At 68.7% G+C, this 13870-nt stretch carries 11 protein-coding genes; 8 read left to right on the top strand and 3 right to left on the bottom strand.

The features are described 5' to 3' along the window. Positions 1-48: 48 nt before the first annotated feature. Together FU260_RS17535 and FU260_RS17530 are read right to left on the bottom strand one after the other, a co-directional pair. Positions 49-1818: a polysaccharide deacetylase family protein gene (locus FU260_RS17535; RefSeq protein WP_235912282.1), complete on the bottom strand. Its 1770-nt coding sequence runs from the start codon at positions 1816-1818 to the stop codon at positions 49-51. Positions 1819-1846: 28 nt separating this feature from the next. Continuing rightward, positions 1847-3220, bottom strand: a complete 1374-nt coding sequence (locus tag FU260_RS17530) for a hypothetical protein (RefSeq protein ID WP_147918210.1) — start codon at positions 3218-3220, stop codon at positions 1847-1849. Positions 3221-3531: 311 nt separating this feature from the next. Here FU260_RS17530 and FU260_RS17525 point away from each other — a divergent pair, with 311 nt between their 5' ends. Beyond that, on the top strand, positions 3532-5334 hold the full coding sequence (locus FU260_RS17525; protein WP_147918209.1) for a peptide ABC transporter substrate-binding protein: 1803 nt from the start codon (positions 3532-3534) through the stop codon (positions 5332-5334). Positions 5335-5458: 124 nt separating this feature from the next. Next, a complete protein-coding gene (locus tag FU260_RS17520; RefSeq protein ID WP_168211832.1) occupies positions 5459-6871 on the top strand; it encodes a polysaccharide lyase 6 family protein in 1413 nt (470 codons plus the stop codon). Between the two features lie 101 nt (positions 6872-6972). Here the strand turns inward: FU260_RS17520 and FU260_RS17515 are convergent, their stop codons facing one another. Beyond that, positions 6973-8067, bottom strand: a complete 1095-nt coding sequence (locus FU260_RS17515; protein ID WP_147918207.1) for a dienelactone hydrolase family protein — start codon at positions 8065-8067, stop codon at positions 6973-6975. 312 nt (positions 8068-8379) lie between these two features. On the opposite strand from FU260_RS17515, the gene FU260_RS17510 reads away from it, so the two are divergent. The 6 genes from FU260_RS17510 (at position 8380) to FU260_RS17485 (ending at position 13767) form a co-directional block, all read left to right on the top strand. Continuing rightward, complete coding sequence (locus tag FU260_RS17510; RefSeq protein ID WP_147918206.1) at positions 8380-8946, top strand: SurA N-terminal domain-containing protein; 567 nt, start codon at positions 8380-8382, stop codon at positions 8944-8946. 15 nt (positions 8947-8961) lie between these two features. Then, entirely contained in the window at positions 8962-9735 is a 774-nt protein-coding gene (locus FU260_RS17505; RefSeq protein ID WP_235912283.1) for a nucleoside triphosphate pyrophosphohydrolase, read from the top strand. A 274-nt stretch (positions 9736-10009) separates the two neighbouring features. Beyond that, positions 10010-11299 carry a phosphopyruvate hydratase gene (eno, locus tag FU260_RS17500; protein WP_147918205.1) on the top strand — a complete coding sequence of 430 codons (1290 nt, stop codon included), beginning with the start codon at positions 10010-10012 and terminating at the stop codon, positions 11297-11299. A 631-nt stretch (positions 11300-11930) separates the two neighbouring features. Next, complete coding sequence (locus FU260_RS17495; RefSeq protein ID WP_235912284.1) at positions 11931-12299, top strand: FtsB family cell division protein; 369 nt, start codon at positions 11931-11933, stop codon at positions 12297-12299. Further along, positions 12296-12799, top strand: a complete 504-nt coding sequence (locus FU260_RS17490) for a DUF501 domain-containing protein (protein WP_147918204.1) — start codon at positions 12296-12298, stop codon at positions 12797-12799. Before FU260_RS17495 ends, FU260_RS17490 begins: the two co-directional genes overlap by 4 nt. Positions 12800-12933: 134 nt before the next feature. Further along, positions 12934-13767 carry a DUF1206 domain-containing protein gene (locus FU260_RS17485; protein ID WP_147918203.1) on the top strand — a complete coding sequence of 278 codons (834 nt, stop codon included), beginning with the start codon at positions 12934-12936 and terminating at the stop codon, positions 13765-13767. The last annotated feature ends 103 nt before the right edge of the window (positions 13768-13870 follow it).

Here is a 13870-nt window from a genome sequence, read left to right as displayed (position 1 = left end):
GTCCGTCAATGCATCTCAGATCACGGCTTGATCACCCTGGACTGTGCGTCATCGGTGCAACAGCCAGGTGCTGGTCCCCGCGGGCAGGTTGACGCCGAGCTCGATGAACTCATGGCCGTGCCGGTGCACAGGGCGCACCGTGGCCCCGGCGTCCGCCGGCTGCACGGAGTCCGGCAGGGCGAGCACCAGGGCCGCGTCGACCATGGCCACTGAGCTGTGTGCGCTGACCCGCCAACCGCCGTCGACCGTCTCGATCTGCAGCCGGACGCCGCGACGGGCGCGCTCCCAGGTGTTGATCTGCTCGGCGGTCCACCAGGGCATACCCCGGCCGCGGGCTTCGGCGGCCACCTCGACACAGGCCTGGCGGGTCAACGGTCGCAGGTTCAGGTGCGGTCCGTGGAACAGGAAGTGTGCCACCCCGTGCTGGGCCTGTGCGCCGTCGAGGATCACATCACGGACGGCGATGTGTCCCGCCCAGGCCAGGTCCTGGGTGTGCAGGGGCAGGTTCAGCACGTTGTGGAACCGCCGCTCGTTGCCGGCCGGGGTGAGGGGGTAGGACACGTGCGCAGTGCCGAACGGAAACCCGACCGTGCCCTGTTTGCTCGGCCCGCGGGAGGAGTCGATCTGCAGACCCACCCGTTCGCACCAGGTGTAGAACTCGGTCCACCCCTGCCAGCGGGTGTAGTGGTTCTTGTTCGAGACGATCCGTTCACGGCCCGTGACCGCCTGTGCCCAGGCGTACTGCGCGCGTAGCTGCGGCCAGCCCCAGGTGGAGAGATCGGTGTCGGCCATCGCGTTGTAGTGCAGCGCATGTTCGTGCCCGGCCGCGGCGATCGCCTCGAACAGCTCGCCGTCGTAGCCGCCGGGAAAGACCTGGTGCCAGGTGACCGCGACCTCGGCGGCAGCGAACGCATCGAGCGCGGCCCGGCCGTCCTCAGGATCGTTGCCGTCGGCGTCGTGGGACATATGGGCCACCGCGTCGATCCCTGCCGGCCAGTAGTCCAGCCAGACGAGCGCCGCCTCGCTGTGCTCGATTCCTTGCCAGAGCGTCTGGAGCAGCAGGGAGCGCCACCAGTCGGCGTGCGGCTGGCCGAAGATCGGCACCGCGGCCGGTGGTGGGTAGGTGTGGGTGTACTCGTCCGTGAGGGCCGGATACCCGGGCGGCATGGAGCGGTCGGTCTCCAGATCCAGCGCCATCCCATCTTCGGCCTTGAGCAGACCATCATCGATCGGCGCTGTGCCGTCGGCTGCCGGGATGCCGTCAGCGGTGACCGGATAGCCCTGCTGGATGCGCACGATCGTGTACCAGAGGTCCACACCGAAGGTGAAGACGAGACCGGCACCCACCCGCCGGCGGGTGATCGCTGCGGACCCGTCAGCGAAGGTGGCGAGCACCTCGGCGCCCTCCTCGGCGTGCAGGGCCTGTCCGGCCAGGGCCCGCAGTGCCGTGGGTGGGCGATCGGCCCACAGTGGTGCGCACTCCACCGGCTCGGAGCCGATGCCGCGCCCGGTGCTGACCCCCGCCAACGCGGCCAGGTCGGCCGAACCGGCCAGCACCCCGGCGCCGGTGGCGAGCACGGCGGTGCCGCCGCGGGTGACCCAGGTGGTCACGCTGTCAGCCTCCTGCGCGCTGACCGCCGCGGTGAGGAGGAGAACGCCGCCAGGGGCCAGGTCGCTCGGGTCGGTGCTGGTCGCGTAGCTGAAGCCGGCGTGGTCGAGCACTTCGGCGGCATACGCCGACCACGGCACCTGCTCGGCGTCGGCGGGGGAGGGCCAGAGGGTCAGCGGCAGAGCATCGTTGCCAGGGAGGGACGTCACATCCCCAAGCCTGCCGACTCAAGGAGATTTAGGCAAGGTTGAATTTAGGTTTCGGCGTCGCCGAATCTGAAGCCTGGAGTCGTTCATCGAGCAACTGATAGCGCACCGGTGGCCGGCCCACCTTCTGCTGCCGGGCCGGCGGCATCGGCCAGGCGAGGCCCGCGTCCACGAGGTTGTGCAAGGTTCGCCGGGCTGTCCGCAGGGTGACGCCCTGTACGGTCGCGACCCGTTCGGCGTCGACCACGCGGTTGCTGTCCCCGTCGGCGTCCAACGCTTCGATGATCTGCCGCAAGGTCTCGTTCTTCTGGTCCGGGACCGGCGGGGCGAGCGTGTCGGGATCGTGATCGGGAAACGCCGACAGGGAGATCGGTCCGCCCGGCCCGCCGATCAGGTACGCGCGGTCGCCGGGGCGCTCGGCGGAGAGGTTCAGCGCGTCCTGAGCGTTCTCCTCCGCCTGCAGGGTGGTGCGCCCGAGCCCGATCCCGACCTCGGTGTCGATGCCCAGGTCCGCGGAGACCTTGGCCAGGAACGGTGCCCGACGCAGGTCGTCGGTTCCGGCACGCAGTGAGCCCATCGTCGTGATCACCAGATAGCTCTGCTCATCGCGCTGCAGCACCGCGGCATCCATCCGGCGGGCCTCGTGCAGCAGGGTGCGGTGCAGGAAGAGCTTGAGCTCCTGGAACCAGTAGTTGCTGGAGCTGGTCCGGTTGGGCAGAGCCGTCGCAGGCAGCCGGACGATCACGATCGCGATCCGGGAGTCGTCCATCCGCGCGCCGCTGGCCAGCAGCCGTGCCGTGCGCAGCGCGTTGCGCAGGGTCAGTGGCGCAGGTGCCATCGTCAGGTTCGGGATGTCCTCCGCGGTCAACCACTCCGCGACCGTCGGCACGGTGGTGATGACGCCACTGGTCCGCCCGGCCCGATAATGCTCCAGATGGAACTCGAAGAACTCCTTCTCCGAGACCGACTCGTGGTACTCGATCACGTGCACGGCGTCCATCGGCAGCTCGAGCTCTGCGTAGGTCTCGCGCACTTCCCGGGTGTTGACCGAGTCGATGCTGAGGCGCCTGGTGTCGACAGTGCCGGTCAGGGCGCCGCGCAGCAGAGCGGTCGGTAGCGCAACCCCGCCGAGCGGGACGAAGGTCGCCGGTACCGGCAGCGGCTCGCCGGCCATGGCGACGTCATAGGGCAGCGGTCCGGAGAAGAGCAGCACGTCCACGCTCTTGGCGATCCGCACCGCCTGCCCCTGCGCGCCGCTGGCGCCCGCCTCGGATGCGGTCACCAATCGGTACGGCGCGCGCACCTCGGCACGAGCGACGTCGGCGACCCGGTGCAGGAAGTTGTCTGCACCGACCACTCCGACGGTGACGTCCTCCAGTGCAGGTCCGCTGCGCTGCCTGCTCATCTGCCCTCCTGGTGATCTCGAAGACTTGAGCCTAGCGTTCGGGAGCGTGCCGCGCCGCCAGTAGGGCCGGAGTGCTAGGGCGAAATGTGCACAGCTCAAATTGGCGGTCCCTCGTACCGGCCGCGAGGGCGGCGAGCTCTGCCGTCGGGCGATTCGGTCACTGCGCGAGCGCAGTGGTGCGCGGAGTTTCACCGATCATCCGGCGCCTGCGGCGCAGGCATTGACGCCCGTTTGCGCAGCCATATAAGGTCAAGAAACTATCCGTATTATGGACAGTATAAAATGGTAGGGATCGTTTCGAGGAGGAATCGATGGCAGCTGGAGCCAGGGGGCGCACCGCACCTCGTCGACGGGCCGGTGCAGCGGCCCTGACAGTCTCGGCCGCGTTGGTGCTGGCTGGGTGCAACCTGTTCGGGGGCGGGGCTACCGACGGTGAGGGCGACGGCGGCGCCAGCAGCGGTGGGCACATCACCATCCAGTCGGAGAACTTCGCCCACATCGATCCCCATACGGTCAGTTTCGGGATGTGGCTGCTGCAGCAAGGCGTGTTGGAGGGGCTGGTGCTGCAGACCTTGGACGGCACCGATGTGCGTCCGGGGGTGGCGCAGGAGTGGGAGGTCAGCGAGGACGGGATGACCTACACCTTCCACCTCAACCCCGAGGCCTCCTGGTCCAACGGCGAGCCGGTCACCGCCGACGATTTCACCTGGACCTACGAACGCCTGCTCGACCCGGACCGCGGCGCTGGTGGCCCGGGCGTCCAGCAGACCACCTACCAGGCGAGGATGGGCATTGAGAATGCCACCGCGTTCAACTCCGGGGAGGTGGAGGACTTCGACGAGGTCGGAGTGAAAGCGATCGATGAGTCCACGCTGGAGTTCACCCTGGAAGCCCCCAACCCCGGCTTCCTGATGGGGCTGACCCACCCCTCGCTGCTCCCGCTGTACCCCGAGGCGGTCGAGAGTGAGGACGACTGGCAGCAGCCGGAGAACTGGGTCGGCAACGGGCCGTACAACCTGACCGACTGGGTCGCCAACTCGAGCATGCGCCTGGAGCGCAACGAGGAGTACTGGGACGCCGAGAACGTCGCCCTGGACAGCATCGACGTCCAGCTGATCGAGCAGGGGTCGATCAACACCACCGTGCCGTACGAGAACGGCGAAGTGGACATTCAAGATCTGAGTGAACCCGCACAGATCGCCACGTTCATCAATGACCCGGAGTTGGCCGACCAGTTGTACGTGCTGGAGAACTCCAGTACTCACTACCTCACCCTCCTGCGCAGCCGGAACACTGTGCTGGAGGACCCGCAGATACGCAGCGCGCTGAGCCTGGGTCTGGGCCGCGAGGAGATCGCCGGGATCAGCGAGACGAACCAGCCGGCATCCACGCTGGTCTCCCCACTGGTGCCCGGTTGGGACGAGAGCATCGCCGCCCACGACCAGATGTGGGGTGAGGAGGCCGTCGCGGAGGGCCAGCGGCTGCTCGCCGAAGCCGGCTACCCCGACGGCGAGGGCCTGCCGACCATCAACCTGCTTGCGGCCGCTGACTTTCCGGAGCTGGACGCGATGGTGGACACCTGGCAGACCAACCTCGGGATCACCGTGAACAAGGACGTGGTGGAGGCCGGTGTCTACGTCGAGCGCCGGGCCGAGCTGCACGAGGAGGACTACGTCGGCTTCTGGTATGGCTCATTCGGTGGACTCAGCACCTGGTCCCACCAGGTCCAGCAGCTCTGGAACCCGACCTTCACCCGGGAGTTCGCACTCAATGCCGACGGGTACGCGCAGTACCTGGAGGTGAACCAGAACTCCGACCTCAGCCTGACCGACCGGAACGACCAGCTCGAGGAGATCCTGGCCACCGAGTCTGCCCCAGAAGCACAGGCCTACGCCGAACGCGTCGCGGACGCTAGCGAGACCGCCGTCGTGGCGGAGCAGAACGCGATCCTCGCTGAGGCGGCAACGCTGCGAGAGGAGTCCGAGGTCTCCATCCCGGTGTTCTGGGGGTCAGCAGTGATGGTGGCCCAGCCGCGCGTGCAGGGTCTGGAGCTGCACACCCAGTCCGAGCGCTACTACTTCAAGGACATCTGGGTCGACGACGGCGCAGCGTAAGCGGGCGCCCTCACCTGTCCGTGCTCATCAGCTCATCAAGGGAGAAGGCATGTCGCACGCCACTGCAGAAGAGTCCGATCTTCCGGTCCGGTCCCCTCGTTGGTCGCGGAGAGGATTCCTGGCGATGGCCGGCGCCGGAGGTATCGGCATCGCCGGCCTGGATGCCACCCCCGCTCAGGCCGCGCGGACGGTTCTGGTCGGAACTCCGGCGGAGCTCGAGGCGGCGATCGCAGCAGCGCTCCCGGGCGAGACGATCGCGATGAAGAACGGTACCTGGCGGGACATCAAGGTCGCGTTCCGGGCCACCGGCAGCGCGAGCTCGCCGATCACCTTGCGCGCCGAGTCCGCCGGCCAGGTGATCATCTCCGGGGAGTCGTACCTGCAGATCGTCGGCGACCATCTGGTGGTCGACGGCCTGACCTTCCGGGACGGGGCGGCTCCGCTGCAGACGCAGCAGGTGATCGGCTTCGGCGATGCCGGGGACGACGGCAAGGAGACTCCGGGCGTGACCTACGCCAACCACTGCCGCCTCACCAATGTGGTCGTCGACGCCTTCAACAAGGAGCTGGCGCCTGCTCCGGAAGGTACGGATATCTGGGTCAGTCTGTGGGGTCAGCACAACCGGGTCGACCACTGCGCATTCCTCGGCAAGACGAGTCGCTCCAAGGTGATCGTCGGTCGAGGCTTCGACGAACAGGCGAGCTACTTCCAGGTAGACAACAATTACTTCGGCAACGTCGTCGACACCCCCTACAGCGCGGGGTCGGTGGCCATCACCCTGGACAAGACCGACTCGCTGACCGATGGCAGCTCGGTGATCGAACAGAATCTCTTCGAGGACATGCAGGGCCGAGGCCGGATCGTCAGCCTGAAGTGCAGCAACAGCACCATCCGGGACAACACCTTCCGGCGAGCATCGGGCTCCATCTGCAGCCGGTCGGGAAGCTTCAACACCGTCGAACGGAACTTCATCCTCCCCGGTCTCGAGGAGCAGGAGGGGTTCTACACCGGCGGGATGCTGATGATCGGTGAGGGCCACGTGATCCGGCAGAACTACGTCCAGGGATGCAGCCAGAGTGGTCGGGGAGCCTTGGAGCTGTTCGAGGGCAACGCCGACAACGGTCCCGGTGTCGGTAGCTATTACCCGACCAAGGATGTGGTCGTCGAGAACAACACGTTCATCGAGAACTACCGGTCCGTCGTCGTCGGGAAGCTCTACGACCCGGAGAACGGGATCGACGTCCCGGTCGAGAACGTCACCTACCGGGAGAACGCCATCCTCGGCGACGACGCCTCCCCGATCTCATTGATCGAGGAGATCGACCCGCCCGTCGGCGACGTCTACCAGGGCAATCTGTTCTTCGGCGGCAATGTCGACGAGCTCGGCGACGTCCCCGGCATCGAGGTCGCCGATCCGGGCCTGATGGAGCAGGCTGACGGCACCTACAGGTACGCCGAGACCAGTCCGCTCCGGCACAACATGACGACCCTCCCGCTGACCAAGAGCGACGTCGGCCCGACCTGGCCGTGGCAGTGAGTACCTCAGCCGGCTCGTCCTGAACTCCGGCCCGCCGAAGGCCTACCCGGTCCGTCGGGCGGCAGCCGGTCTCGCCCTCTCGGCCGCGGCCCGCCGACGTCCTAGCCGTCGCCGACTGACGCCGAGGCCCCCGAGGGGTCGCTCGCATCCAGCCAGTGGTCCAGGAACTGATAGGACAGCTGCCGAATCTCGGCCGGAAAGTCGTGCGATCCACCGCCCATCAGCATCTCGAACCGTTGCACGTGACCGAGGGAGTCGTAGAGCTGCCGGATGCCCTGCAGGGCTTCGCTGATGGCCTGCCAGTGCGGGAAGATCGCATCCGTCTGCCCGAAGTAGTGGAAGAACGGGCGCGGGGCCACCAGTGCAGCGATCTGGCCGAAGTCGAACGGCACCCGGCCCTGCTCCAATTCGTCGGTGATCGCCGGGAGGTGCGTGTACCAGTCCCGCCGGCCCCAGCGGCCGGGGCGCGGATCGTGGCGAAACGGGCCGAATCCGCAGGAGCTCACCACCGCGCGCACGCGCGGGTCGAGGCCAGCCAGAAAGTAGGCGTTGTAGCCGCCCAACGAGTGCCCGATCGCCCCGATCCGGTCGGCATCGACGAACGGTAGCTGGCACAGCGCATTCAGTGCACTCTGATGGTCGGAGATGTTGCGCGCCACGATGGTGCGGTCCGGATGTTCGCGGTAGAACGGGCTGGTCCGATACGCCTTGTGGCCGTCGTAGATCCGCTCACCGGCGCTCAGACAGTCCGGTGCGATCACCACGTACCCGCGCCGGGCGAGCTCCAGCCCATACGGCCGGCGGCCCTCGCCGGACTCGGTGGTGATGGCTGCCTGGCCGTCCGGGTTCGTGGGGTGGCAGGCGATCATCGCGGGCGCCGGGATGGTGCCGGTGGCCGCGGTCAGGGCACCATCCGGAACCAGCAGGTGCGCCGGTATCGGACCGATGTCGCCGCCGTCGATCTGCACGGACCACCGTTCGAAGGCTTCACCGTCCTCACGAGACTTCTCCCGCACGGTGAGATCGCCGGTTCCCGGTTCATCGAGGACGCCGATGAAGTCCCGCCACACGCTCTCGATCAACGCTCGGCGGTCCGGCCATTCCTGGCCCTCGGGGAGGATCTCCGGTGCATCGGAGCCGGTGTTCAGCTCAGTCAGGCTCACGCTCAGCCGGCTGCTGTGCTCAGTGCCGGGCATCGATGCCTCCTGTTCGACTCGTCCGTTGCTCACACCCTATCGACCACCAGGAGTATTGTCGCCTACTGAATAGGCAATGCGGACAGGCCTAAATAGAACAGGTGCTCCCGCGCGGCCTCGTCGGTGCCACGATGTCCGGATCCGTCCCGACTCGATGAGGCCCTGGCACTACTGTGGAACGGGCCTATCCGGCACCGCGTAGGCACGGCTGCGCATCGCTACCTGGTGCCTCGGAGCTGCAGCTGCGCATCACCATCGGCGTCCTCGCCTACCATGGTGCCAGCAACGATCGCATCGGCGAAGGGTCCATCGGTGGCACGTAAGTCTCGACTGCTCGGTATCGCAGCGTCTCTGACCGCAGCAGGGCTCGCGCTGACGGCCTGCTCGGGCCAGCCCGGTGCGGCCGCCGTGGTGGACGGTCAGCGGATCTCCGAGAACGACGTGGCGCAGACCGTGGAGATCTGGCAGCCGCTGCTGCAGGACCGGCTCAGCCCGGCCGCGATGCTCGCGCCGATGATCCAAGCGCCGGTGCTGCTGGACGTTGCCGCCGATCACGGCATCGGCGCCTCCGTGGATGACGCCGTGCAGTACCTGGACGACCGGGCCGAGCAGGCGCAGGTGACGCCGCCGGAGGAGTACCCGGACGGTGCCGTTGAGGTGGCCAGGATGCAGATCGTCGTCGAGGTACTCAACGGTGGCAGCGTGGACCCCCAGCAGGTCTCCGCTGACCTGACCGAGCGGATCAATGAGCTCGATGTGGAGCTCTCACCCCGCTACGGAGAGTGGGACCCGGAGGCCGCCGGCGGCAGCTTCATCGCGCCGATCACGCCGGAGTGGATCCTCGCCCCGACCGACGAGACCGAGCAACCGCTCGGCTGAGCCACCGTGTCCAACGTGACCACCTCGCCAGCCGAACCGGCAGGACGCACCCTGCTGGACGCCGTCGCCGTGATGGACCGGCTCCGCTCACCGGGTGGCTGCCCGTGGGACGCCGAACAGACGCACGCCTCGCTGGCACCCTACGCCGTGGAAGAGGCGCATGAGCTGGCCGAGGTCGCTGAGACCGGTGACCGGGACGCGCTGGTGGAGGAGCTCGGTGATCTGCTGCTGCAGGTGCTCTTCCACGCCCGAGTGGGTACCGAGGGAACCCTCGGCGCACCGTTCGACATCGACGACGTGGCCGCCACTCTGATCGCCAAGCTGGTCCGGCGGCACCCGCACGTGTTCGCCGACGGGGCCGCCAGCACGCCGGACGAGGTGAACCAGCGCTGGGACGAGATCAAGGCCACCGAGAAGCCGCGCAGCTCCGTGCTGGAGGGCATCCCAGCCGCGCTGCCCGCACTGGCACGTGCACAGAAGGTGCTTTCCCGCGCGGAGCGTGCCGGTATCGACCTGCATCCGGTGGCGGCTGACCGAGCGTCGTCGGACCCAGACCCGGAGCCAGACCCGGGCCCCCACCCCGCCCCGACGGCCACGACGCTGGCTGGCGCGGCGGCGGACCCGGTCCCGCACCCGCACCCGACTGGCCCTGTCGGCTCCGTCGCCGACGACCTGCTCGCCGCCGTCCGCCGTGCCCGCACCGAGGGTATCGATGCCGAGGCAGCGCTGCGCTCCCGAATCCGCGACGTGGAGGCCACAGTGCACGCCGCTGAGGCCGCCCGATCCTGACGGAGGCAACCTTGACGATCGGAGTGGGCTTCTACCCTGACTCCGATCCCGCAACCTACCTCCGTCAGCCCGGCAACCGCTGCACCCGTCCCGCCGGCAACCGCTGCCTGCGCACCCCGGCAACCGCTGCCTGCGCACCCCGGCAACCGCCACGCAGGAGGCCGCCCCGGATCGTCACTGTCTCGTCACCTGCTCCCCGGCGAGCCCGACACCCCCGCCCCACTACAGTGGACCGCGGAAACTGAAGATGATGCACTCTCATGAAGGAGTCAATGTGGCCACAATCGAGGCCGTCGGAGCACGCGAGATCCTCGACTCTCGCGGCAACCCGACCGTAGAGGTCGAGCTCGCCCTGGACGACGGGTCGTTCGCCCGGGCAGCCGTTCCCTCCGGCGCATCCACCGGTGCGTTCGAAGCCGTCGAGCGCCGCGACGGAGACAAGTCGCGCTACCTCGGCAAGGGCGTGGAGAACGCCGTCTCCGCCATCACCGAGACCATCGCCCCGGAGATCCTCGGCCTGGACGCCGCCGACCAGCGGCACCTGGACCAGACCCTGATCGACCTGGACGGCAGCCCGAACAAGGGCAAGCTCGGCGCCAACGCCCTCCTCGGCGTCTCCCTGGCCGCGGCCCGCGCCGCCGCCGAGAGCGCCGACCTCTCCCTGTTCCGCTACGTCGGCGGCCCGAACGCGCACCTGCTGCCGGTGCCGATGATGAACATCCTCAACGGAGGCTCGCACGCCGACTCCAACGTGGACGTCCAGGAGTTCATGGTCGTTCCGATCGGTGCCCAGTCCTTCAAGGAGGCGCTGCGCTGGGGTACCGAGGTCTACCACGCACTCAAGAGCGTGCTCAAGGAGCGCGGCCTGGCCACCGGCCTGGGCGACGAAGGTGGCTTCGCGCCGAACCTGGACAGCAACCGGGCCGCACTCGACCTGATCATGGAGTCCATCGAGAGGGCCGGCTACACCCCCGGCGAGCAGGTGGCACTCGCGCTGGACGTGGCCGCCACCGAGTTCTTCTCCGACGGCGCCTACCAGTTCGAGGGCAAGTCGCTCTCCGGTTCGGAGCTGATCTCCTACTACGAGACCCTGGTCACGGACTACCCGCTGGTCTCCATCGAGGACCCGCTGTCCGAGGACGAGTGGGACTCCTGGGCCGAGCTGGTCGGCAAGATCGGGGACAAGGTGCAGATCGTCGGCGACGACCTGTTCGTCACCAACCCGGAGCGCCTGGCTAAGGGCATCGAGCTCGGCGCGGCCAACTCGCTGCTGGTCAAGCTGAACCAGATCGGCACCCTCACCGAGACGCTGGAAGCGGTCACGATGGCCCAGCGCGCCGGCTTCACCGCGATGGTCTCGCACCGTTCCGGGGAGACCGAGGACACCACGATCGCCGATCTGTCCGTGGCAGTGAACGCCGGCCAGATCAAGACCGGTGCCCCAGCCCGCGGCGAGCGGATCAACAAGTACAACCAGCTGCTGCGGATCGAGGACGAGCTGGACGACGCGGCGCAGTACGCCGGCCGCTCGGCCTTCCCGCGGTGGAAGGGTGTTGGCGCCTGATCAGCCGAGTCTGATCGGCCCCGCCGGGCCCGCTCACCCAGAGCACTACAACGACGGCGGAGCCCACCGTGCCACGGTGGGCTCCGCCGTCGTTGTTCTCCTCCGGGCAAGCCGGCTGCACTTCTCCTGGGCCCGCACAGTGGGTCAACCGACGCCAACCGCCAGGGCTCGAGTGGTCGCGTGTGCAGGGTCCTCAGCGCTGCGCCCCGGCTCAGGTGACCACTCGGCGAGATGGCTGGCGCGACCTCGGTCGGTGGCAGATGGGCAGTGCTACCCGGCGACTCGCGCCGCTGCGCTCCCGGCCAATCGGCGGACGCTGCGAGACTATGAGCAGGTGAACACGCGACGCCCACCCACGCCGCGCAGCCGTACGCGGGCTGCGGGGACCGGGGCGTCGGCTCGCACGAGCAGCGGCTCCGCACGATCGCGGAGCACCAGCCCTCGGCGGCCGGCGGCCACCGGCACCAAGGGCAGCGCCGCGACCGGCACCCGCAAGGCTCCGCCCTCGGTCCCGCCCCGCCCGCGCGGGAAACCGGGGGCCAAGTCCGCGACCCGCAGAGGTTCCGCCCGGAAGGCGCCAGCCCAGAGCGAGACAGCGAACGAGCCGCGGCAGATCACCGTCCGCGGCCTGGTGCTTTTCGTTGTGGTGCTGATGGCCTTCATCGTGCTCGCCCCCACGCTGCGCGCCTATGTCGCCCAACAGGAGCAGCACCGCGAGCTCGCCGCCCAGATCGTGGCCACCGAGGAGCGCAACGTCGTGCTGCAGGATGAGATCGACAAGTGGGACGACCCGGCCTTCGTGCAGGCCCGCGCCCGCGAGCGGCTCGGTTTCGTGATGCCGGGGGAGACGCCGTACCGTGTGGTCGACCCGCAGACCGTGACCGGTGAGGAGGTGCCTGATGAGCTCGGTGAGGACGGCCCCGTCTCGGTGCCCCAGGAGGGCCCCTGGTACCTCACCGTCTGGGAATCCGTCCAGGTGGCAGGCGAGGCCGACGAGTGAGCGCTGAGGCGCCCGGACCACTGCGCGCCGGCGACCTCGACGTGATCGCCGAGCAGCTGGGCCGCCCACCCCGCGGAGTCGTGGGGGTGGCCGCACGGTGCGTGTGCTCGCGCCCGTTGGTGGTGCGCACGGCGCCACGGCTGGAGGACGGGACCCCGTTTCCCACGACGTTCTACCTGACCGTACCCGGTGCGGTGAAAGCGGTCGGCACCCTGGAGGCCGACGGCATGATGCGGGAGATGACCGACCGCCTCGCTGAGGACGAGGGGCTGGCCGCCGCCTACCAACGCGCCCACACCGACTACCTGCGCCGCCGCGCCGAACTCGGCGAGGTGGCCGAGATCGAGGGCATCTCCGCCGGTGGCATGCCCACCCGGGTGAAGTGCCTGCACGTGCTGGTGGCGCACTCGCTGGCCGTCGGGCCGGGGGTCAACCCGCTCGGGGACGAGGCGCTGGAGCTGATCGCCCACGTGTGGCGCCCGGACCGGTGCACCTGCTGAGACTGCCGGCGCCGCTACTCCCGGGCGGTCGCCACCATCAGTAGCGGGTCGGATGTGGGGCGCGTTGACCGGGCTGGCTGCGGGCATTGCCGGTACTGTGAGCCCGATTCTGCGGCGAGTGGAGAAAGGCTCTGATGGGCGTCGACGACGTGACGAAGACGGCGAAGGACGCAGGCCGTCAGGCGGAGTCGAGCACAGCGCTCGACCGCGCGGTGCGGGTAGGGCTGAGCTCCTACGGGGTGGTGCACCTGCTGCTCGCCTGGCTGATGCTCCAGCTGGCGTTGGGGTCCCGCAATGCCGACGTGAGCACCTCGGGCGCGCTGCGTGCGTTGGCGGGAGGCACCGCCGGGCGGGGTCTTCTGGTCATCCTCGGAGCCGGATTCGCTGCGCTGGTGCTCTGGCAGCTGCTGGAGACGTTCGTCGGGCACCGCAGCCAGCAGGGGGTACAGCGTGCCCTTCGGCGGGCGGTCTCACTCGGCCGGGCGGTGATGTACGGCGCTCTCGGGGTGAGTGCGGTGAAGATCGCCCTCGGCTCGAGCTCGAGCGGCACGCAGACCCGGCCGGACACTCTCAGCGCTCGACTGATGGACATGCCCTATGGAAGCGTGCTGGTCGCGGCTGTGGGAGTGGCCGCGATCGGTTACGCCGTGGGTACCGTCTACTGGGCCCTGTCCAGGCGGTTCGAGGAGAATCTGGAGAGCAGAGGCGTCGTCGGCGCCCGCGGTAAGGCCATCGGTGCCTTTGCGAAGGTCGGCTACACGGCGCGGGCCGTGGGTTTCCTCCTCGTTGGGCTGTTGTTCGTCTGGGCAGCAGCAACCCGGGACCCGGAGCGCTCCGGTGGGCTCGACGAGGCCCTGGCTCGGCTGCTCGAGCAACCTTTCGGTCCAGCGGCCCTGGTGATCGTGGCCGCCGGATTCACCTGCTTCGGCCTGTACTGCTTCGCCTGGGCGCGGCACCTGTCCCGCTGACCGGGTCGCAGTGGTCGTCGGCCGAGCCCGCGGCCGCGCCTGCCGTCTCGGTGCCCGTTCCGGGCTGCCGTGCGGCGAGTGCGGCGAGTGCCGGGTCAGACGT

It is taken from the genome of Ruania zhangjianzhongii, assembly GCF_008000995.1.
Taxonomy (GTDB): domain Bacteria; phylum Actinomycetota; class Actinomycetes; order Actinomycetales; family Beutenbergiaceae; genus Ruania; species Ruania zhangjianzhongii.
Note: the sequence above shows the minus strand (reverse complement) of the source record. Positions and strands in the feature narration are given on the sequence as shown.

What these genes read in the sequence shown, in the direction of transcription:
- FU260_RS17530 (WP_147918210.1), bottom strand. Translation starts at nt 3,220, where the DNA reads ATGAGCAGGCAGCGCAGCGGACCTGCACTGGAGGACGTCACCGTCGGA.
- FU260_RS17525 (WP_147918209.1), top strand. Translation starts at nt 3,532, where the DNA reads ATGGCAGCTGGAGCCAGGGGGCGCACCGCACCTCGTCGACGGGCCGGT.
- FU260_RS17520 (WP_168211832.1), top strand. Translation starts at nt 5,459, where the DNA reads ATGGCCGGCGCCGGAGGTATCGGCATCGCCGGCCTGGATGCCACCCCC.
- FU260_RS17515 (WP_147918207.1), bottom strand. Translation starts at nt 8,067, where the DNA reads ATGCCCGGCACTGAGCACAGCAGCCGGCTGAGCGTGAGCCTGACTGAG.
- FU260_RS17485 (WP_147918203.1), top strand. Translation starts at nt 12,934, where the DNA reads ATGGGCGTCGACGACGTGACGAAGACGGCGAAGGACGCAGGCCGTCAG.